Here is a 19,789-nt window from a genome sequence, read left to right on the forward strand (position 1 = left end):
AAAGGGACCGCGTCGGTTCGAGCGCTACGCGCCTCCACCGTCTCCGGTCCGGTCGCTACACTGCCTCCGGGCCGGTCGTCGCTACACTGCCTCCGGGCCGGTCACGCCCGTGCGGACCTGGAGCGCGTCCTCGACCGGCATGATGAACACCTTGCCGTCGCCGGGCTCGCCGGTCTCGGCGGCGTCGGCGATCGCCTCCGCCACCTCGTCGGCCGGGATGTCGGCGACGACGACCTCGACTTTCACCTTCTGGTGGAGGTCGACGGTGAACTCCTCGCCGCGCCACTGGCCCTTCTTCGCGGGCTGGCTGCCGCGGCCGGAGACGTTCGTCACCGTCAGCGAGGGCGCGTTGATCTCCGCGAGCGACTGCTTGATGTCCCCGAGCTTGTCGGGGCGGACGACCGCGGTGACCATCTTGATCTCCGTGCCCGCCTCCGCGCCGCCGTCAGCGCGCGGGGACTCGCCGTCGGACTCGGTCGTGTCGACCACGGACGGACCGCCGTCGGTCGCGACGCGGTCGCCGCCGAACTCGGGGTAGGTCTCGACGCCGTGCTCGGAGATGTCGAGCCCCTCCTGCTCGTGTTCCGCGGTGACGCGCGCCTCGCCGGAGACCTTGAGGACGTACCAGACGGCGGCGGTCGCGGTGAGCGTCCAGCCGCCGATGATGACGACGCCGGTCAGCTGCGCGACGAAGTGCGCGCCGATGCCCGCGCTGAGCTCGCCCGGCGCGGCGACGAACGGGAACAGCAGCGTGCCGAGGACGCCGGCGCTCCCGTGGACCGGGAACACCGCGCAGACGTCGTCGATCTTCAGCGTGTCCGAGACGAACTCGAAGACGAGGGGGAGCTGTCCGCCGGCGAGGAGGCCGACGACCAGCGCGCCCCACCACGCCGTGGTGTCCGGGATCGCGGTGATGCCGACGAGTCCCGCAAGCAGCCCGTTGGCGACGTACAGCGTGTCGACCTTCCCGGTGCGGAGCCACACGACGGTCGCGGCGCCGATCCCGCCGGCCGCCATCGCAATGGTCGTCCCCATCGCGACGAGGTTGAGCGTCAGCGTGTTGAACACGCCGCCGCTGACGACGGAGGCCGTGCCGACGTTGAACCCGTACCAGCCGAACGCGAGGACGAGCGTCCCCAGCACGGCGAACGTCAGCGAGTGACCGGGGATGACGTTCGTCGAGCCGTCCTTCGCGTAGCGGTCCATCCGCGGACCGAGGACGGCCGCCGCCGTGAGGCCCGCGATCCCGCCCATGCCGTGAACGATCATGCCGCCCGCGAAGTCGTGGAACGCGGTCCCGGTCAGCTGCGCGACGAGCCCGTCGCCCGACGCCGACCAAGTGAACGCGATGACCATCGGGTAGATGACCGCGGCCAGCAGGAACGTGTACGTCACGTACGCGCGGAGCTTCGCGCGGCCGGCGACCGCCCCGGAGACGATCGTCGCGGCGGTCATCGCGAACACCGCGCCGTAGAGCCAGTTGACGTACGGGCCGACGACGCCCTCCTCGACGGCCAGTTCGCCGCCGGAGAACAGCGACCCGGCGGCGGAGGCGATCCCCGGCGAGCCGTTCACGAGGCTCGTGAACGCCGTGCCGATGAGGAAGAACACCGTCACCCCGACGCTCCACGTCAGGAGGTTCTTCGTCAGCTGGTTGGCGACGTTCTTCGACCGCACCTGCCCGGCTTCGAGCATCGCGAAGCCGGCGTGCATGAAGAAGATGAGGAACGTCACGACGAGGATCCACGTCCCGTTCATCGCGGACGCGAACGTGCTCGGATCGATCGTGGCGAGAACGCCGCCCGTCATGATTCCTCCACCTCTACTGAACGACTGTCCGGTTCACGCTTCGTTTCGCTCGTGTTCATGCGCTGAATCACGTTTCGACTCCCGGGAACGACTACATATAAACATTAGAGTTGAGTTTCACAAAAAAGAGAGTTGATAATACGATGCTCGTCCGATATAAGGAGATGTCTATGGAATATAAGGACGTTTTTTCGCGGATTTCGCGGCAATCGTTGCGCTCGAAGCGGACGAGCGTTGTGTAAAATTTCTATCTATTCAGCCGCGATCCCTCGCCGACGGCCGCTCTGCGCCCATGCGCGGCCGGTTCTGGCGAGTATTGCCACGCCGCCGTCTCGCGATTCGCCGCCGTACGGGGCGTCCTCCGCGAATTCGGACGGTTGGAGGCCTCTCGGTGAAAATTGACGTTCGTCAACCCGATCTCCCGTTTGCCGACCGATTCGATCGATCGGTGGCGGTTCGACGCGATCACCGGTCGACTAACGCCGGCGAAACCTCGCTTACTCCGGTTTCAGTCCCTCGTTCTGGACGCGCATCACGGCCTCGCCGTCGGCGAGGTTCGGCGCGTCGACGAGGCGGACGATCCGCTTGTCGCCCTTCGACTTCCGGAGGTAGATCCGGAAGGTGGAGGCGTGGCCGAGGATGTTGCCGCCGATCGCCTGGGTCGGGTCGCCGAAGTAGGAGTCCGGGTTCGATGCGACCTGGTTGGTGACGAGGATGGCGGTGTTGTACAGGTCGCCGAGCCGCATCAGGTCGTGGAGGTGCTTGTTGAGCTTCTGCTGTCGTTCGGCGAGCTCGCCCCGGCCGACGTACTCCGCGCGGAAGTGCGCGGTGAGCGAGTCGACGCAGACGATCCGGATCGGCCACTCCGTCTCCTCGTGTTCGCCAGCCAGCTCTTTCGCCTTCTCGGCGAGCAGGATCTGGTGGTTGGAGTTGAACGCCTTCGCGACGTGGATCTGGTCCAAGAACGCGTCGACCAGGTCCTCCAAGGCCGCCTCATCGTTCGGGGTGCCCTCGATCTCGCGGCGCTCCATCTCGTCGGCGAGGATCTCGTCGTCGAGCCCGCGGACCATGTCGTCGATCCGCTCCGGGCGGAACGTGTCCTCGGAGTCGACGAAGATGCAGCCGCCCTCTAAGCCGCCGTTCTCCTTCGAGAGCTGGACGTTGACGGCCATCTGGTGGGTGACCTGCGACTTCCCGGAGCCGAACTCGCCGTACACTTCCGTGATCGACTGGGTCTCGATGCCGCCGCCGAGCAGGTCGTCGACCTCGTCGATCTGCCAGGAGAGCTTGCCGATCTCCTGGCGGCGTTCGAGCACGGTCGCGCCCGTCTCGAAGCCGCCGACGTCGGCGGCCTCGCGGGCGGCGTTGATGATGTCGCTGGCGGACGACTCGCCGATGTCGGCGGTGTTGGACATCTCGCCGGGGCTCGCGACCGCGATCGACTGGTAGCTCTCGAATCCGTTGTCAACGAGCTTGTCCGCGGTCGCCGGGCCGACGCCGGGGAGGTCCTCGAGTTCGTCTTCAGGCATGTACACGTGGCTTGTTCCCCATCCCGTATAAAGACTGGTTTACACCCCAGTGAAAGTAAAAATCGCGTGGGGACCGCGCTCCGGAATGGCTCGGTGCCGTATAAATGGTCTCGGGCCGACGCGTGGACGCGGCGATCGGGCGAAACTGGTCGGTTCGGCCGATCGATCAGCGACGGCGCCGCGGCGCAAGCGCCTCAGAAGCCGACGCGGCGGACGTAGTCGAGGTCGCGGATCTCCACGAGCAGGTCGCCCGACAGGTCGGCGTCGGTGATCACGTACAGCTTCGGGTCGTCGGTGAACTCGGGGTCCTCGCTCAGCACCTGCCGGATCGAGACGCCGCGGTCGGCGAGGATGGACGTGACCTCGGCGACGATCCCGGCCTCGTCGGCGGCCGCGACCTCGATGGTGAGGACCGTCAGATCCAAGACCGGCGCGAGATCCATCAGGCTCGGGATCGACGAGATGTTGGTGAAGATGCGCTTCAGCTCGGGGTCCGCCAGGATCGCGTCCGTCGTCGAGTCCACGACGCGGCGGTCGACGTCGAGCTCGCGCGCGATGCCGGTGTAGGGGATCTCGATCCCGCCGGAGACGACCCGCCCCTCCTCGTTGACCGAGAAGCCGCGCTCCAGGAACAGCCGGATGACGGCCTGCTGGCTGGGTGACCCCTCGAACTTCTCGAGGATCTCGTCGAACATTCGTTGCTACGGTGGTCGTCGCCGAGGTGTTAAAAAACGGCGCACTGCCGCGCCTCAGTTCGCGACCGCCGAGTAGACGCCGCCGAGGACCGCGCCGTAGACGACGTGGCCGACGAGGCTCTCGACGCCGACGTTCGGCAGCGGCGGCGCGCCCGGGAAGCCGACGGCGCCCAGCCAGATCGGCATCGCGATCACCGCGAGCGCGACCCAGACGAGGAGGCCGTAGGCCGCCCCGACGCCGAGGCCCGTTCCGACCGAGTCGCCGAGCCTCGGCCGCACGCCCGCGATCGCGGCGAACCCGAGCCCGATGACCGCGCCGTGGGACATGTGGATCGCCCAGCCGACGGCGCCGGCGGGGCCTTCGATGCCGTACATCGCCGGGATCGCCATCTGTAATACGCCAGGAGTCATCGCCGACATCATCGCGCCGAAGACGAGCCCGCCGACCAGTCCGCCGGCCACGCCCGCCCGCCAGTTTCCGGTCTCCGTCGATACCCCCTCCGTCGTGGTCGCCGTTTCGGTTGCCATCTCGCCTCTGCTTTCGCGCAAGAACCGGTAGTATATGCCGGAATTATGTGGTAACGACGCACACGCCCGAAAGTTATAAATTTTCGAAACCAACTACCGTCAAAATTTGACCGCCGCCGGCCCGAACCACTTCCGCCCCGCCACCCGACTCCTTTTGGCCGGTGGCGCCGAACCCCACCCCGTGTCAGAGTCGCCGCACCTGCGGTTCTTCCCGTACGAGGAACCCTACCCGAACCAGCGCGAGGCGATGGACAGGGTCGCCAACGCGCTGGACCGGGGCCAGGACGTGCTGTTCGAGGGCGCGCCCGGGACGGGGAAGACCCTCTCCGCGCTCGTGCCCGCGCTCGAACACGCCCGCGAGCACGACCGCACGGTCGTCATCACGACCAACGTCCACCAGCAGATGCGGCAGTTCGTCGAGGACGCGCGCGCGATCACCCGCGAGGAGCCGATCCGCGCGGTCGTCTTCAAGGGGAAGTCGTCGATGTGCCACATCGACGTCGACTACCAGGAGTGTCAGACCCTCCGGGACACCACCCGCGAGATGGTGGAGACGGAGAGCGAGGTGCGCGAGCTGGAGTCGCGCCAGCGCGAGCTGCTGGCGGAGAGCCGCGAGGGTGACGCGGGCGCCGCGGAGGCGCGCGAGGCGATCATGGAGGAGCTCGACGAGCTCGAGGCGGAAGTCGACGAGTACGAGACCGCCAACGTCTGCGAGCACTACCGCAACAACCTCACCCGCGACACCGACGAGTTCTTCTCGTGGCTCTTCGACGACGTCCGGACGCCCGACGACGTGTACGAGTACGCCGACGAGCGCGAGCTGTGCGGCTACGAGCTGTTAAAAGAGGGGATGGAGGGGGTCGACCTCGTCGTCTGCAACTACCACCACCTGCTCGACCCGAACATCCGCGAGCAGTTCTTCCGGTGGATCGACCGCGACCCGAGCGAGATAGTCACCGTCTTCGACGAGGCGCACAACATCGAGGACGCCGCGCGCGACCACGCCACCCGGACGCTGACGGAGAACACCCTCGACGCCGCGCTCGACGAGCTGGCCGACAGCGACGACTCCCGCGCGGAGCCCGCGGAGAACGTCCTCCGCGCCTTCCGCGACGCCCTCGTCGAGACGTACGAGGACGGGCTCGGGTTCGGCGGGGTCGACGAGAGCTGGGAGGACGTCTCGATCGCCAACGACGACCGCCGCGACGACCTCACGCTGGCGTTCCTCCGCAACTACGAGGGGAAGGGGATCGACACGGAGGCGGAGCTCGCCGTCCAGCTCGGCCAGGCGATAGACGAGGAGTACGAGCGCCGCTACCGCGACGGGGAGGCGACGACCCGGTCGGAGTCGCAGACGCTCGCGGCCGCCCGGTTCGTCGCGACGTGGATGGACGAGGGCGCGGAGTTCGGCCAGTACCCGGTGGTCTCCGTCCGGCGCGACGCGGGTACTGACGAGGTGTACGGCCGCGCGGAGCTGTACACCTGTATCCCGCGGAACGTCACCAGCGAGCTGTTCGACGAGGTGGCCGCCTCCGTCCTGATGAGCGCGACGCTGCGCCCGTTCGACGTGACCGAGGACGTGCTGGGGTTAGAGGACGTCGCGTCGATGGCCTACGAGATGGGCTACCCCGAGGCGAACCGCCGGACCTTCGCCGCCGACGTGCCGCCGCTTTTCGCCTCGGACCGCAACGACCCGGAGACGCAGGAAGCGGTGTCGTCGCTGCTCCGCGACGCGATCCGGTTCACGCCCGGCAACACGCTCGCCTTCTTCCCCTCGTACGCCGAGGCCGAGCGCTACCACGAGCGTCTCGCCGGTGGGAGCGGGAGAAGCGCCCCGAGCGGCGGCGACGCGAGACGCGGGTCGGAGGGAGGGAACGACGCCCCCCTCGGCTCGATCCACCTCGACGGGCCGGGCGTCGACGAGGAGCGACTCCGCAGCGAGTTCGTCGCAAGCGACGGCGCCGCGCTGTTCACCTCGCTGTGGGGGACGCTCGGCGAGGGGGTGAGCTTCGACGGCGACGACGCCCGCACGGTCGTCGTCGTGGGCGTCCCGTACCCGCACCTCTCGGACCGCACCGAGGCGGTTCAGGACGCCTACGACCGGGCGTTCGCGGACCGCGACCGCTCCCGCGACCCGGGGTGGATGTACGCCGTCGAGATCCCGACGATCCGCAAGACGCGACAGGCGCTCGGCCGGGTGATCCGCGGCCCCGACGACTTCGGCGTCCGGATCCTCGCGGACCGCCGCTACACGACCGCCGACATGGGGAAGTACTCGGTCCGTTCCGCCTTCCCGCCCGAGGAGCGCGAGGAGCTGCTCGACGTCGACCCCGAGAAGCTGAAGTTCGCGATGCTGAACTTCTACCAAGATCACGACGCGTACGACGGGCCGCCGCCGTCACCGTGATCTCCGTCGAGCGCGAGAACTGCCGCCGCCGCCGCGACGCGGGAGCGCGCGAGGACCATCTCTGCCGATCTCACCCGGGCATCGACGCGAGCAGGATCGAGGCCACGAGCAGGAGCCCGCTGAGCAGCGTCGTGACCACGACGTGGATCAGCGTCATCACGGCCACGGCCCGCCGGGGCTGCTCGTAGCTCCACCAGAACATCGTCCCGTCGACGAGGAGCGCGGCGAGGAGGATGAGCGCCCCGGAGAGCTCGAACGCGTTCCCGACGACGCTTATCACCGCGGGCAGCGGGCCGACGTAGAGGGCGCGCCGCGGGTCGACGTCGCCGAGGACGTTCCGAGCCGCGATGTGCGCGGTCAGCGAGAGGAACAGCGCCAACAGGACGGTCGTCCCGAGCACGGAGACCGGCGTCACCGTCTGTAAGAGCATGGTCGGTCTACGGGACGAGGGGTAAAAGTGGCCGCGGAATGCGACCGCGGCAAGTCCGCGTTCCGTCTCCGTTCCGCCGCGTCACTCCAGTAGTCCGAGCCCATTCAGCTCCTCGACGATCACGTCGACGGCGGCCGCGGCGTCCTCGGGGCTCGTGCCGCCGGTGACGACCACCTTGCCGCTCCCGAACAGCAGCGCGACGACCTCCGGCTCGTCGAGGCGATAGACGAGCCCGGGGAACTGCTCCGGCTCGTACTCGATGTGTTCCAGCCCGAGGCCGATCGCGATCGCGTTCAGGTTCAGGCTCTTGCCCAGGTCGGCCGAGGTGACGATGTTCTGGACCGTTATCTCCGGGTCCTCGATCGGGATCTGGAGCGCGCGGAGCTCGTCGAAGACGATGTCGAGGCTCTCGTGGACCGCCTCGATCGAGTTCGCGCCGGTGCAGACGATCTTGCCCGAGCGGAAGATGAGGGCGGCCGACTTCGGGTCCGTGGTGCGGTAGACGAGCCCGGGGAACTGCTCGGGGTCGTAGTCGGCGCCCTCGAGGTCCATCGCGACGCTCTGGAGATCGAGCTCCTGTCCGATCCCCGTGGAAGCGACGACGTTCTCTACGGTGATCGTCTCCTTCGGGTCGGCCGTCATTACCTCTATTCTCGCCCGAACGCCGTAAAAAGGTGGCTGGTCGGAACCGCCACGCTATTGGCGCCGCCGCGCGGAGCCGTCGGCGTGTACTGGCTCGAACTCGCCGGCGAGACCGACGCCTTCGCCGCCCGCGAGGCCGCGACCGCCGCCGCCGGCGTCGACCTCCTCGCGCCGGGGATCGCGCGCACCGGCGCGATCGACCGCGCCCGCGTCCGCCGGCTCGCGTACACCCGCGCCGCCCACGAGGCGGTCGCGCGGACCGACGCCGACGTCGACGCCGCGGCCGCCGCGCTCCGGGCCGCGTCGCTCGACCGCGCCGGGAGCGTCGCGGTCCGCGCCCGCGACGTCCGGGCGACGTCCGCCGTCTCGACCGAGGCGGCCGAGCGGGCGCTCGGCGGCGTCCTCGTCGACCGCGGGTTCGACGTCGACCTCGACGACCCCGACCACGTCCTCCGCGCGCTGTTCGCGGCCGGCCCGCGCGCGGAACACGATGCGGTGGCCGGTGCCGATGGCAGCGACGCGGACCTGTGCGCGCTCGGCTGGGTCGCGGTCGAGGCCGCCCGCGACTTCGCCCCGAACCCCACCGAGCGCCCCTTCTTCCAGCCGGGGAGCATGGCGCCGGCGGACGCCCGCGCCTACGCCAACCTCGCGGGTGCCGCCCCCGGTCGGACCCTCCTCGACCCGATGTGCGGCACGGGCGGGCTCCCGCTGGAGGCCGGCCTCGTTGGCGCCGACGCCGTCGCCTGCGACGCGCAGGCGAAGATGGTCCGCGGCGCGCGTCGGAACTTCCGCGAGTACCTCGGTTCCCCCGGCATTGACGACTCGCCCGACTGGCACGTCGCGCGCGGCGACGCGACCGCGCTCCCCCTCCCGGACGACGCCGTCGACGGGGTCGCGTTCGACGCCCCGTACGGCCGGCAGTCGAAGATCGCGCGCCACGAGCTGGCAGACCTCGTCGGGGGCGCGCTCGACGAGGCGGCCCGGGTCGCGCCGCGCGCGGTACTCGTCGCGGACCGCGACTGGCGCGCCCCCGCCCGCGACGCCGGTTGGACCGTCGACGCGGCGTTCGAACGGCGGGTTCACCGGTCGCTGACGCGTCACGTGCTGGTGTTGCGCCGCGGGGACGTGGCGGGGAGCGGAGGTGTTGCGACCGAGATGTCGCCAGAGCGAGAGTGAACGAGCGATCGGCGGAATCGCTCTCATCGGCGGCTCGCGCGACAAGTTTCAGTTTCGCTTCGCCGCCGGGCAACGGTTAAGTGCGCGGCCTCTCGTGGTACTCGCATGACCGGGGACGCCGGGGACATGCTCTCGTGGGACGAGTCGGTGTTCCGCGACGAGTCGGTGTTCGAGATCGACCACGTCCCCGAGACGTTCCGCCACCGGGAGAGCCAGTTAGAGAACCTGAAGTACGCGCTCCGCCCCGCGGTCCGCGGCTCTCGCCCCCTCAACACGATGGTCCGCGGCCCGCCGGGAACGGGGAAGACCACCGCGGTCCAGAAGCTGTTCGGCGAGCTCGGCGCCCGGACCGAGGTGCGGACGGTGCGCGTCAACTGCCAGGTCGACTCGACGCGCTACGCGGTGTTCTCACGGCTGTTCGAGGGGATCTTCGAGTACGAACCCCCGTCGTCCGGCATCTCCTTCAAGAAGCTGTTCGGCCAGATCACCGACCGCCTCGTCGAGGAGGACGAGGTCTTGGTCGTCGCCCTCGACGACGTGAACTACCTCTTCTACGAGAACGAGGCGTCAGACACGCTGTACTCCCTCCTGCGCGCCCACGAGGCCCACTCCGGCGCGAAGATCGGCGTGATCGTCGTCTCCTCGGACCTCGGCCTCGACGTGATCGACGACCTCGACACCCGGGTCCAGTCTGTCTTCCGCCCCGAGGAGGTGTACTTCCCCGTCTACGACGCGACCGAGATCTACGACATCCTCGCCGAGCGCGCCAAGCGCGGCTTCCACGAGGGGGTCATCGGCGACGCCGAGTTGGAGCGCGTCGCCGACCTCACCGCCGACAGCGGCGACCTCCGGGTCGGGATCGACCTCCTGCGCCGGGCCGGGCTCAACGCCGAGATGCGCGCCTCGAAGACGATATCGGAGGAGGACGTCGAGGAGGCGTACGACAAGTCGAAGCACGTCCACCTCTCTCGGTCGCTCCGCGGGCTCTCGGAGTCCGAGCGCGACCTCGTCCGCGTCCTCGCCGAACACGACGGCGAGCGCGCCGGGGCGGTGTACGACGCGTTCAACGACGAGACCGACCTCGGCTACACCCGCTACTCCGAGATCATCAACAAGCTCGACCAGCTCGGCGTGATCGACGCGGAGTACGCCGACGTCGACGGCCGCGGCCGCTCGCGGGAGCTCTCCCTAGCGTACGACGCCGAGGCGGTGCTGGACCGGCTGGAGTGACGGCGAGGTCGGCCGCGCACGCCCTCATTCCCCTCCCTCATATCCTCGCGCCGCCCCTCCCCGACGCCTTTTCAACGCTCCCGCACGCAGTCGACGCCATGAAGACGAGCGGCGGGAGCGACGCGATGAAGCGACGCGCCGGCGAGTCGGCGGCCGCGGCGGTGAGCGACGGTGACGTGGTCGGGCTAGGGACCGGGTCGACCGCGGCCCACGCCATCCGGCGCCTCGGAGACCGGGTCGACGCCGGCCTCGACATTCGGGGCGTTCCCACCTCCTTCGCGAGCCGCGAACTCGCGGTCGAGGCGGCGATTCCCTGCCTCGACCTTCCGGACGCAGTCGGCCCGGACGGGCCCGGGATCGACGTCGCCATCGACGGGGCGGATCAGGTGGCGACGGGCGCCGGAGCGGCCGACGCCGGGCGCGGAGAAGCCGATGCGCCCGCCCCCGGGAGCGGAGTGTCCGATTCGCCCGCCCCCGGCGGCGCACTTATAAAAGGCGGCGGCGCGGCCCACGCCCGCGAGAAGCTCGTCGACGCCGCGGCCGACCGCTTCCTCGTCGTCGCCGACCCCTCGAAGGAGTCGCCGCGGCTGGACCGGTCGGTTCCGATCGAGGTGCTCCCCGCGGGGCGGACCGCGGTCGCCGCGGCGATCCGGGAGGCGGGCGGCGAGCCGACGCTGCGGCGCGCGGAGCGGAAAGACGGCCCCGTGGTGACCGACAACGGGAACCTCGTCCTCGACTGCCCGTTCGGCGAGGTCGCCGATCCGGCCGCGCTGTCGGCGACGCTGTCGTCGATCCCGGGGATCGTCGAACACGGCCTCTTCGTCGGGCTCGCGGACGAGATCCACGTCGGGACGGAGTCGGACGTCCGGGTCGACGAGGTCTGAAACCGCCGAATCACGGCGCCACGACCGACAGTGCCGCCGCTCGGCGGACAGCGTCCAAATAAAATGGAACGGAAACGAGTTCCGTTTTAGAGGTCGCGCGGCTGGACCGTCTTCCGGTCGTTGGCCTCGGCGCGGCGCGCGGCGTCTTCGAGCAGCTCGTCCACTTCGTCGTCCAGCGCGTCGTAGAAGTCCGAAGCGACGTTCTTGTCGTCCAGGGCTTCCTTGACGGCCGCTTTGACAATGAGGTCTGCCATGCGATCGGGCCTACCCGGTGATGGTTAATAAGAGTTCCTGAATTCGCCCGCGAGGGGCGCCGTGAAGCCGGTTCGCGGGGGGCTGCGAACACAGTCACTTATAAATCTTGTGAGATTATCGTCTGCGCGCCGGCTCGAACGCGCTCCGAACCCCTCTCGACACCGCCTCGGGCCCGCCTCGACCGGGCGCCGTCCCCGTCGCGTGACGCTCACGGGTGCGCTCCGACCCCGGCCGGCTTCGCTCGCGGCGCGCTCCCGGACGGCGAAGCGACAGGTTCGACCGGCTCCCCGGCCGACGGTCCGCCATGCGAGAGACGCTTGCGGCGCTCGAAGCGGGCGAGATCGGCGTCGAGGAGGCGGAGTCGCGGCTCGCGGGCTACGCGACCACCGACGCGGGACGGTTCGACGCCGCCCGCGAGCGGCGACGCGGGATCCCCGAGGCGATCCTCGCGGAGGGGAAGACGCCCGCGGAGGTCGCCGCGCTGGCGACGACGGCGCTCGAAACGACGGGGCGGGCGCTGGTGACGCGCGCCGACGAGGCGACGGCGGCGGCGGTCGCGTCGGCGGTCGGCGACGGCGACCCGGACGCGACGGTCGACCGGGACGACCGCACGGGGTCCGTCGTCGCGCGCGCCGGCGACTTCGAGCCCCCGTCGCTCGACGCCGCGGTCGCGGTCGTGGCCGCCGGCACCGCGGACGCGCCGGTCGCCGGCGAGGCGGCGGTCGTCGCCCGCGAGATCGGGGCGGCGGTCGATCGGGTCGACGACGTCGGCGTCGCCAACCTCGACCGGATCCTCGATCAGGTCGATCGGATCCGCGAAGCCGATGTCGTCGTGGTCGCGGCGGGCCGCGAGGGCGCCCTGCCGACCGTCGTCGCCGGCCTCGTCGACGCGCCCGTGATCGCCCTTCCGGTCTCGACCGGCTACGGCGTCGGCGGCGAGGGGGTCGCGGCGCTTCAGGGCGCGCTCCAGTCGTGTTCCGTGCTCACGACCGTCAACGTCGACGCTGGCTTCGTCGCCGGCGCGCAGGCCGGCCTGATCGCCCGCGCGGTCGACGCGGTGCGGGCCGAGTGAGGCGACCGGGCCCTGCCGAACGCTCCGCTCGGCGGATCGGCTCGAAGAGACGAATACCGGCAGCCGACGGGGTCGAAAAAGGGTATTAGTTCGTCGAGTTCGTATGGTAGTTGCCGACGCACGTCGGCAACACATGCCACGCTGTGACCACTGCGGGTCGCACGTCTCGGACCGCTTTGCGCGCGTCTTCGCGGACGAGCGCGGCGACCTGAACGCGTGCCCGAAGTGCTCCGCGAACGCGGGCATCGCAGAGGTGTCTCGCGAGCGGACGCGAACCGGGGACTGACCGGCGAAACGCCGATCGGAGACCGAGCGCACGGAGAGCCGCAGCTCCGTCTCGTCTTCGGTTCGGGCACCTCCCCGATCCGACCCGGGCACATCCGTACCCACTTTGCGCTCGCGCCCGGACGGCCGGTCGTGGCCGACCACCACGTGTACGTCATCGAGTGCGCCGACGGCACCCTCTACACCGGGTACACGACCGACGTCGAGCGCCGCGTCGCCGAACACGACGCCGGGGAGGGCGCGAAGTACACCCGCGGTCGGACCCCCGTCACCCTGCGGCACGTCGAGTCGTTCGACTCGAAGTCGGCGGCGATGTCGAGAGAGTACGCGATCAAGTCGCTGTCGCGCGCGGAGAAGGAGCGGCTGATCGGCGACGGGTAGGACCCTGTCCCGGAGTTATTCGACGAGCCGCTCGATCTCCGTGACGAGGATACCGGTCGCGCCGACCGAGCGCAGCTCCGAGATGGTCTCGAACACGTCGCGCTCATCGACGACGGCGTGGACCGCGACCATCCCGTTGCCGTCCTCGTCGGCCTCGACGTCCATCACGGTCGGGCCGCCGAGCCCGGGGATCACGTCCTTCACCTCGTCGAGCCGATCTTTCGGCGCGTTCATCATCAGGTAGCGGCGGCCGTCCGCCGCGAGGACGGACTCGAAGGCGGTCAGCACCTGCTCGACCTTCGCGTCGTCGACGACGTCCGGGCGGGCGAACAGCCGCACGGAGGAGTCGAGCACGTCGTCGATCACGGCTAAGCGGTTCACCTTCAGCGTCGTCCCGGTCGAGGTGATGTCGACGATGGCGTCGGCCATGTCGACGTGCGGCGTGAGTTCGGTCGCGCCCGTCACGGTGACCACGTCGGCGTCGACGCCCACCCGGTCGAGGTAGTCGCGGGTGACGTTCGGGAACTCGGTGGCGACCGTCTTCCCGGCGAGGTCCTCGACGGCCGCCACGTCGCCGTCCTCCGGTGCCGCGAGGACGAGCTTACAGGAGCCGTAGCCTAAGTCGAGCAGGTCGACGAGGTCGTCGCCGTCGGCGGACGCGGCGTCGTCCGCCACGCCGCCCGACTCGGCCGCCTGGTCGAGGCCGGTGACGCCGAGGTCGGCCGCGCCGTCGCGGACGTACTCGGGGATGTCGGCCGCCCGCGCGAACAGCACCGTCACGTCCTCGTCGACGGTGTCGGCGTACAGCTGGCGGTCGGCGGTCTCCTCGACGTGGAGCCCCGCGCGCTCCAACAGCGAGAGCGTCGGCTCGTGCAGGCGGCCCTTGTTGGGGACGGCGATGCGCATACGGAACGCGTCGCGGGGACAGGGGGAAACGTTTTCGTCCGGGGAGCGACCCGGGTGTCGACGCGAGACCGTTTATAAACAAACGCGGTGGCGCGTGCCTCCGAGCGCCCTGTGGGCGCGAGGAGCACGCGCGAGGGAGTCGCGAACGCCCGCAGGGCGTGAGCGACGAGGCTGGGGAGGTGTGAGGCGCGGTTGCTGTGCGGGGCGGGACTCAAAGGGGCAGTCGCGAGGCGGGCGCAGGCGACGCCAGCACCGCAGCGAAGGAGCGAGCAGGGCGAGCGACTGAGCGAGGCGCGCAGCGAGCGTGCGCCCGCCTCGCGACTGGGGCTTTGGAGGTGTTCGCCGACGATCCACTGTTGATCATTTATAAGCAAGCGACTTGGGCTTTGGCGGTGTTCTCTCCAACGGTAACCTTGTACGTCCGAGCGACTGCTGTTTCAGGAGCCTCCGTCGCGCCACTGGGAGCAATCGGGTATTCACAGCCGGCCGAACCGCTGAGATTTCCGGCGGTATAAACGACGTAGTCGCGCCGCTCAAGTGCCTCGCCGCCCAACGAGGCGTATCGTGAGCGACGCCGACTCCCCCCTCTCGGAGGACCGCCCGACCGTCGACCGTCCCCTTCGCGTCGACGCCCCGTTCGAGCCCGCGGGCGACCAGCCCGAGGCGATAGAGCAACTCGTCGAGGGGTTCGAGTCGGGCGCGAAGAAGCAGACGCTGCTCGGCGTCACCGGGTCCGGGAAGACGAACACCGTCTCGTGGGTTGCCGAGGAGTTGGACCAGCCGACGCTCGTCTTGGCCCACAACAAGACGCTCGCGGCCCAGCTGTACGAGGAGTTCCGCGAGCTGTTCCCGGACAACGCCGTCGAGTACTTCGTCTCCTACTACGACTACTACCAGCCGGAGGCGTACGTCGAGCAGACGGACACGTTCATCGACAAGGAGATGTCGATCAACGAGGAGATCGACCGACTGCGCCACTCCGCGACGCGCTCGCTCCTGACCCGCGACGACGTGATCGTCGTCGCCTCGGTCTCGGCCATCTACGGGCTCGGCGACCCCCAGAACTACCGGGACATGGCGCTCCGCCTCGAAGTCGGCGAGGAGGTCGGTCGCGAGGAGCTTCTCACCCGCCTCGTCGACCTGAACTACGAGCGCAACGACGTGGACTTCACGCAGGGCACCTTCCGCGTCCGCGGCGACACCGTCGAGATCTACCCGATGTACGGGCGGTACGCCGTCAGGGTCGAACTCTGGGGCGAGGAGATCGACCGCATGATCAAAGTGGATCCGATGCACGGCGAGGTCGTGAGCGAGGAGCCCGCCGTCATGCTCCACCCTGCGGAGCACTACTCGATCCCGGACGACAAGCTCGAACAGGCGATCGCGGAGATCGAGGACCTGATGGAGAAACGCGTCAGCTACTTCGAGCGACAGGGCGACCTCGTGGCCGCCCAGCGGATCGAGGAGCGCACCACCTTCGACTTAGAGATGCTCCGCGAGGCCGGCTACTGCTCGGGGATCGAGAACTACTCGGTCCACATGGACGACCGCGAGTCCGGCGACGCCCCCTACACCCTGCTGGACTACTTCCCCGACGACTTCCTCACGGTCGTCGACGAGTCCCACCAGACGATCCCCCAGATCAAAGGGCAGTACGAGGGCGACAAGTCTCGGAAGGACTCGCTCGTCGAGAACGGGTTCCGGCTCCCCACGGCGTACGATAACCGCCCGCTCACCTTCGAGGAGTTCGAGGCGAAGACGGACCGCACCCTCTACGTCTCGGCGACGCCGGGCGACTACGAGCGCGAGACCTCCGACCGGATCGTCGAACAGATCGTCCGCCCGACCCACCTCGTCGACCCGAAGGTGGAGGTGACGGGCGCGACGGGGCAGGTCGACGACCTCTTAGAGCGCGTCGACGACCGGATCGAGCGCGACGAGCGCGTCCTCGTCACCACGCTCACCAAGCGGATGGCCGAGGACCTCACGGAGTACCTCGAGGAGGCGGGCGTCGACGTGGCGTACATGCACGACGAGACGGACACCTTAGAGCGCCACGAGATCATCCGCGACCTCCGCCTCGGCAACATCGACGTGCTCGTCGGCATCAACCTGCTGCGCGAGGGGCTCGACATCCCGGAAGTGAGCCTCGTCGCCATCCTCGACGCCGACCAGGAGGGATTCTTACGCTCCACGACGACGCTCGTCCAGACGATGGGGCGGGCCGCGCGCAACGTCAACGGCGAGGTCGTCCTCTACGCCGACAAGGTGACCGACTCGATGGAGGAAGCCATCGAGGAGACCCAGCGCCGCCGCGAGATCCAGCTGGAGTACAACGAGGAACACGGCTACGAGGCGACCACCATCGACAAGCCCGTCAGCGAGACGAACCTCCCCGGGTCGAAGACGGACACCTCGAGCGTGAGCGTCGGCGACGTCGAGAGCGAAGACGAGGCGAAAGCGCAGATCGAGGCGCTCGAAGACCGGATGGACGAGGCCGCGAGCAACCTGGAGTTCGAGTTAGCGGCGGACATCCGCGACCGGATCGCGGAGCTGCGGCGCGCCTTCGAGCTCGACGCGGGCGACGAGGGCGTCCCGGCGCCGGCGATGGAGGAGTAGCGCGCGTCGCGGTCGGCGACCGCCGCCTTCGGCGTCCGCGCCCGCCGCCTCCAGCGTCGTCGCCCGCACCGCGACCGCGACTCCAATTCTCAGTCCGCGTCACCGTGACGACGGGGTTTTTACCTCGCTGCGTCACACTCCCGGCCGTGTACCGTCGCGCGGTCGTCGCCGGAACGCTCGCCGTCGCCACCGGCGGGTGCGTCGACCGCCTCCACGACGTCGCCGCCTCGACCCCCCGCGACCTCGGCGTTCGGAGCCGGTACGTCGACGGCAACCCGATGGTCGACAGCCGCAGCGTCCTCGCCCGGCCCGAGGAGCTGCTGACGCACGCGGCCTCCTTCCGCTCCGCCGACGCGGCCCGCGGCGCGCTCAAGCCGGAGGCGACCGAGTCCCGCGAGTTCGTCGAGCGCACCGAGTTCGTCGACGACGGCGGCGACGCGATCCTCCTGATCGCCCAGCGGCTCACCGCCGACGAGGTGCGACTCCGCCTCGGCGGGATCAGCCGCACGGGCGACCACTCGCTCCGGATCGCCGTCGACCAGTCCGGCGTCCGCGGCGAGATCGAGACGGACGAGCCGGTCGTCAAGACGCTCCTGTTGCGGCTCACCGACGAGCGGGGCCCGCCGGAACGGGTGATCGTCACCGTCGGCGACGGGCGCGCCGGAATTACAGTGTGAGCGCGGTCGGTCCGAGGCCCCCCGCCCCCGACTCGGTCCCGCGATCGTTTTGTGATCGGAACGCGTCCGACCGTCCATGTCACTCCGTAGTCGACTCCTCGGATCGGCCCTCCTCGTCGTCGGCGTCGCGGCGCTCGGTTTCGCCGGAACGGTCGCGCCCGGGTTCGTCCCTTCGCCATCCGCGCCCGACGGAATCACGTTCGTCAGCCCTTCGCCCGTCTCACTCCTCGCCGCCCCCGCGCTCCTCGCGGCCGGCTCGGTCCTGCTCGTCGGCGGCGCGGCCGCCGCGGGCGGTACCGACCGCTCCGCCCGCGCCGCGCTGGTCGCGCCCGCGCTCGGCGCTGCCGCCGCGTTCGCGTTCGGCGTCGGTCTCGCACTCGCGCCCGCGTCGGTCCCCGAGACAGCGACAAATCCAGCGGCGCACGCGATCCTCATCGGACGGGGCAGCGGGATCGCCGCCGGCGCCGTCGTCGGCGCAGCTCTGGCCCCGGTGGTTCAGGCGACGATCACGGAGGACACCGCCGCGCTCCTCGCCGGCGCGGTCCTGTTATTGGTGGCGATCGCGTCGGGAGCGTCCCTTCCCCTCTCGCTGGTCGCCGGCGGCGTCGGCGGTGCGGTTGCGGTCGGGCTCCTCTGGGCGGTCGACCCCGAGCGCTGGCGGCCCTGAGCGCCGGCGGCCCTGAGTCCGGGTTCCGTCGGTCGCCCGCCTATCAGCTTCCCGGCCGCTCGCTTTCGGTCTCTAAGTCGGTGTTGCGGTCGGCCTCGCGGGTCGCCGCCTCCTGCTTGGCGAGGCCGACGTTGTCCGAGTTCCGGGTCTCGTCGGTCTCCCTCGCGCCCAGCTCCGGGTTCGCGCTTCTCGCCGAACCACTCGGCGGATCCCTCACAATCGGACTAACGCGGGGGCTTGCCGCCGCCAGTTGGGCGCTGTCGCGACCACCCGTACCCGGAGATCACCGCGCAGTCCCCGTCTCGGCACCGCCCGTTCGCGGATCGGGAGACCGACCTCGATCCCTCGTTATGAAAGTGAAATTGTTATACTACAATTCTGTTGGTAATACTTATGCCAGTGGAGTCTGTGTGGTCCGATACGGTTCACACGGCTACACACACGGTACGCTGTGAGACCGTCTCCCGAGCGACACGACTGCGGTCGGACTCACCGAACTGACGACAGACAGTGGCAGCGGCAATCCAACGCAATCGGTCACGTTCGAGACGGCCAAATGAGTGAAAGCGAAAACGCGAACACCAACGCGAACACCGACGCGAGTACAGACACAGAAACAGAGACGGACATCTTCTCGGAGCGAACACAACTGAAGCCCTACGAGTACAGCGAGTTTCTCGACTACGTCGAGGCGATCCGGAACAGCTACTGGGTACACACGGAGTTCAACTTCGACGGCGACGTCCAAGATTTCAAGGTCAACACGACTCCCGCCGAGCAGACCGTTATCAAGCGGACGATGCTGGCTATCGCGCAGATCGAGGTGCAGGTGAAGACGTTCTGGTCGGATATCTACGAGGAGATGCCCAAAGCCGAGGTCGGGAACGTGGGCATGACCTTCGCGGAAAGCGAGGTGCGGCACATGGACGCCTACAGTCACCTACTGGACGTCTTAGGGATCACGGACGACTTCGAGCAGGTGACCGAGGAGCCGGCGATCAAAGAGCGGATCGAGTATCTCGACGAGTACCTGGAGAAGAGCGAGAGCGACGACGAACGGGAGTACGTGATGAGCATCCTGCTGTTCAGCGCGTTCGTCGAGCACGTGTCGCTGTTCAGCCAGTTCCTCATCATGACGAGCTTCGACAAGCACGAAAAGAAGTTCAAAGGGATAGCGAACGCCGTCGAAGCGACCAGCAAGGAGGAGCAGATCCACGGGCTGTTCGGAGTCGAGCTGGTGGAGACGATCAGAGCGGAGAACCCGGACCTCTTCGACGACGACTTCGAGGCGGACGTCCAAGAGGCCTGTCGGCAGGCCTACGAGGCGGAGACCGAGATCCTGGATTGGATATTCGCCGACGACGAGCTGGATTTCCTTCCCAGGGCCCATGTCGACGCGTTTCTGCGAGACCGGTTCAATCAGAGCCTCGAAAACGTCGGCGTGGAACCGATATTCGAGACGGACGACGACCTGCTCGAGGAGACGCGCTGGTTCGACGAGGACATCATGATGACGAAGGATAACGACTTCTTCAGCAAGCGGTCGACCACGTACAACAAACACACGCAGAGCGTTACCGCGGAGGACATGTTCTAA

At 68.9% G+C, this 19,789-nt stretch carries 20 protein-coding genes; 11 read left to right on the forward strand and 9 right to left on the reverse strand.

Annotated elements, in window-relative coordinates:
- Nucleotides 1–81: 81 nt before the first annotated feature.
- The 4 genes from J7656_RS01850 to J7656_RS01865 all read right to left on the reverse strand — a co-directional run bounded on the left by J7656_RS01850 (nucleotide 82) and on the right by J7656_RS01865 (nucleotide 4,561).
- Nucleotides 82–1,809 carry an ammonium transporter gene (locus J7656_RS01850; protein ID WP_017343615.1) on the reverse strand — a complete coding sequence of 576 codons (1,728 nt, stop codon included), beginning with the start codon at nucleotides 1,807–1,809 and terminating at the stop codon, nucleotides 82–84.
- Nucleotides 1,810–2,306: 497 nt separating this feature from the next.
- Nucleotides 2,307–3,338 (reverse strand): DNA repair and recombination protein RadA, encoded by a 1,032-nt coding sequence (gene radA, locus J7656_RS01855; protein ID WP_017343617.1) that lies wholly within the window; start codon nucleotides 3,336–3,338, stop codon nucleotides 2,307–2,309.
- Between the two features lie 194 nt (nucleotides 3,339–3,532).
- Complete coding sequence (gene trpY / locus J7656_RS01860) at nucleotides 3,533–4,033, reverse strand: TrpY family transcription regulator (protein WP_017343618.1); 501 nt, start codon at nucleotides 4,031–4,033, stop codon at nucleotides 3,533–3,535.
- Between the two features lie 54 nt (nucleotides 4,034–4,087).
- On the reverse strand, nucleotides 4,088–4,561 hold the full coding sequence (locus J7656_RS01865) for a histidine kinase (protein WP_017343619.1): 474 nt from the start codon (nucleotides 4,559–4,561) through the stop codon (nucleotides 4,088–4,090).
- 181 nt (nucleotides 4,562–4,742) lie between these two features.
- On the opposite strand from J7656_RS01865, the gene J7656_RS01870 reads away from it, so the two are divergent.
- Nucleotides 4,743–6,968, forward strand: coding sequence for an ATP-dependent DNA helicase (locus tag J7656_RS01870; protein WP_211553903.1), 2,226 nt, complete (start codon nucleotides 4,743–4,745; stop codon nucleotides 6,966–6,968).
- Nucleotides 6,969–7,038: 70 nt separating this feature from the next.
- On the opposite strand, the gene J7656_RS01875 is transcribed toward J7656_RS01870, so the two are convergent.
- Together J7656_RS01875 and J7656_RS01880 are read right to left on the reverse strand one after the other, a co-directional pair.
- Entirely contained in the window at nucleotides 7,039–7,398 is a 360-nt protein-coding gene (locus J7656_RS01875; protein WP_017343621.1) for a DUF7473 family protein, read from the reverse strand.
- A gap of 81 nt (nucleotides 7,399–7,479) precedes the next feature.
- The gene (locus tag J7656_RS01880) at nucleotides 7,480–8,040 is read right to left on the reverse strand and encodes a TATA-box-binding protein (protein WP_017343622.1); all 561 of its coding nucleotides are present in this window, start codon (nucleotides 8,038–8,040) and stop codon (nucleotides 7,480–7,482) included.
- Nucleotides 8,041–8,124: 84 nt separating this feature from the next.
- On the opposite strand from J7656_RS01880, the gene J7656_RS01885 reads away from it, so the two are divergent.
- From J7656_RS01885 to rpiA, 3 genes are all read left to right on the forward strand, one after another.
- Nucleotides 8,125–9,216, forward strand: a complete 1,092-nt coding sequence (locus tag J7656_RS01885) for a methyltransferase domain-containing protein (protein WP_211553905.1) — start codon at nucleotides 8,125–8,127, stop codon at nucleotides 9,214–9,216.
- A gap of 105 nt (nucleotides 9,217–9,321) precedes the next feature.
- Nucleotides 9,322–10,446 (forward strand): ORC1-type DNA replication protein, encoded by a 1,125-nt coding sequence (locus J7656_RS01890; protein WP_211553907.1) that lies wholly within the window; start codon nucleotides 9,322–9,324, stop codon nucleotides 10,444–10,446.
- Nucleotides 10,447–10,544: 98 nt separating this feature from the next.
- Complete coding sequence (rpiA, locus tag J7656_RS01895; RefSeq protein WP_211553909.1) at nucleotides 10,545–11,330, forward strand: ribose 5-phosphate isomerase A; 786 nt, start codon at nucleotides 10,545–10,547, stop codon at nucleotides 11,328–11,330.
- An 86-nt stretch (nucleotides 11,331–11,416) separates the two neighbouring features.
- On the opposite strand, the gene J7656_RS01900 is transcribed toward rpiA, so the two are convergent.
- A complete protein-coding gene (locus J7656_RS01900) occupies nucleotides 11,417–11,584 on the reverse strand; it encodes a DUF1931 family protein (RefSeq protein ID WP_004047560.1) in 168 nt (55 codons plus the stop codon).
- Nucleotides 11,585–11,889: 305 nt separating this feature from the next.
- On the opposite strand from J7656_RS01900, the gene larB reads away from it, so the two are divergent.
- The 3 genes from larB (at nucleotide 11,890) to J7656_RS01915 (ending at nucleotide 13,323) form a co-directional block, all read left to right on the forward strand.
- Complete coding sequence (gene larB / locus J7656_RS01905; RefSeq protein WP_017343626.1) at nucleotides 11,890–12,657, forward strand: nickel pincer cofactor biosynthesis protein LarB; 768 nt, start codon at nucleotides 11,890–11,892, stop codon at nucleotides 12,655–12,657.
- Between the two features lie 133 nt (nucleotides 12,658–12,790).
- A complete protein-coding gene (locus J7656_RS01910; RefSeq protein ID WP_008440770.1) occupies nucleotides 12,791–12,943 on the forward strand; it encodes a DUF7563 family protein in 153 nt (50 codons plus the stop codon).
- A 131-nt stretch (nucleotides 12,944–13,074) separates the two neighbouring features.
- Nucleotides 13,075–13,323, forward strand: a complete 249-nt coding sequence (locus J7656_RS01915) for a GIY-YIG nuclease family protein (RefSeq protein WP_017343627.1) — start codon at nucleotides 13,075–13,077, stop codon at nucleotides 13,321–13,323.
- A 15-nt stretch (nucleotides 13,324–13,338) separates the two neighbouring features.
- Here J7656_RS01915 and hisG read toward each other — a convergent pair whose 3' ends face one another.
- Complete coding sequence (gene hisG / locus J7656_RS01920) at nucleotides 13,339–14,229, reverse strand: ATP phosphoribosyltransferase (RefSeq protein WP_017343628.1); 891 nt, start codon at nucleotides 14,227–14,229, stop codon at nucleotides 13,339–13,341.
- A 564-nt stretch (nucleotides 14,230–14,793) separates the two neighbouring features.
- Here hisG and uvrB point away from each other — a divergent pair.
- The 3 genes from uvrB (at nucleotide 14,794) to J7656_RS01935 (ending at nucleotide 18,192) form a co-directional block, all read left to right on the forward strand.
- Nucleotides 14,794–16,848: an excinuclease ABC subunit UvrB gene (gene uvrB / locus J7656_RS01925; RefSeq protein WP_211553911.1), complete on the forward strand. Its 2,055-nt coding sequence runs from the start codon at nucleotides 14,794–14,796 to the stop codon at nucleotides 16,846–16,848.
- 146 nt (nucleotides 16,849–16,994) lie between these two features.
- Entirely contained in the window at nucleotides 16,995–17,525 is a 531-nt protein-coding gene (locus J7656_RS01930; RefSeq protein WP_017343630.1) for a hypothetical protein, read from the forward strand.
- Between the two features lie 76 nt (nucleotides 17,526–17,601).
- Complete coding sequence (locus J7656_RS01935) at nucleotides 17,602–18,192, forward strand: hypothetical protein (protein WP_017343631.1); 591 nt, start codon at nucleotides 17,602–17,604, stop codon at nucleotides 18,190–18,192.
- A 43-nt stretch (nucleotides 18,193–18,235) separates the two neighbouring features.
- On the opposite strand, the gene J7656_RS01940 is transcribed toward J7656_RS01935, so the two are convergent.
- Nucleotides 18,236–18,409, reverse strand: coding sequence for a hypothetical protein (locus J7656_RS01940; RefSeq protein ID WP_017343632.1), 174 nt, complete (start codon nucleotides 18,407–18,409; stop codon nucleotides 18,236–18,238).
- 339 nt (nucleotides 18,410–18,748) lie between these two features.
- Between J7656_RS01940 and J7656_RS01945 the strand changes: the two genes are divergently transcribed.
- Nucleotides 18,749–19,789, forward strand: a complete 1,041-nt coding sequence (locus tag J7656_RS01945) for a ribonucleotide-diphosphate reductase subunit beta (RefSeq protein ID WP_017343633.1) — start codon at nucleotides 18,749–18,751, stop codon at nucleotides 19,787–19,789.

It is taken from the genome of Halorubrum ruber, assembly GCF_018228765.1.
Taxonomy (GTDB): Archaea; Halobacteriota; Halobacteria; order Halobacteriales; family Haloferacaceae; genus Halorubrum; species Halorubrum ruber.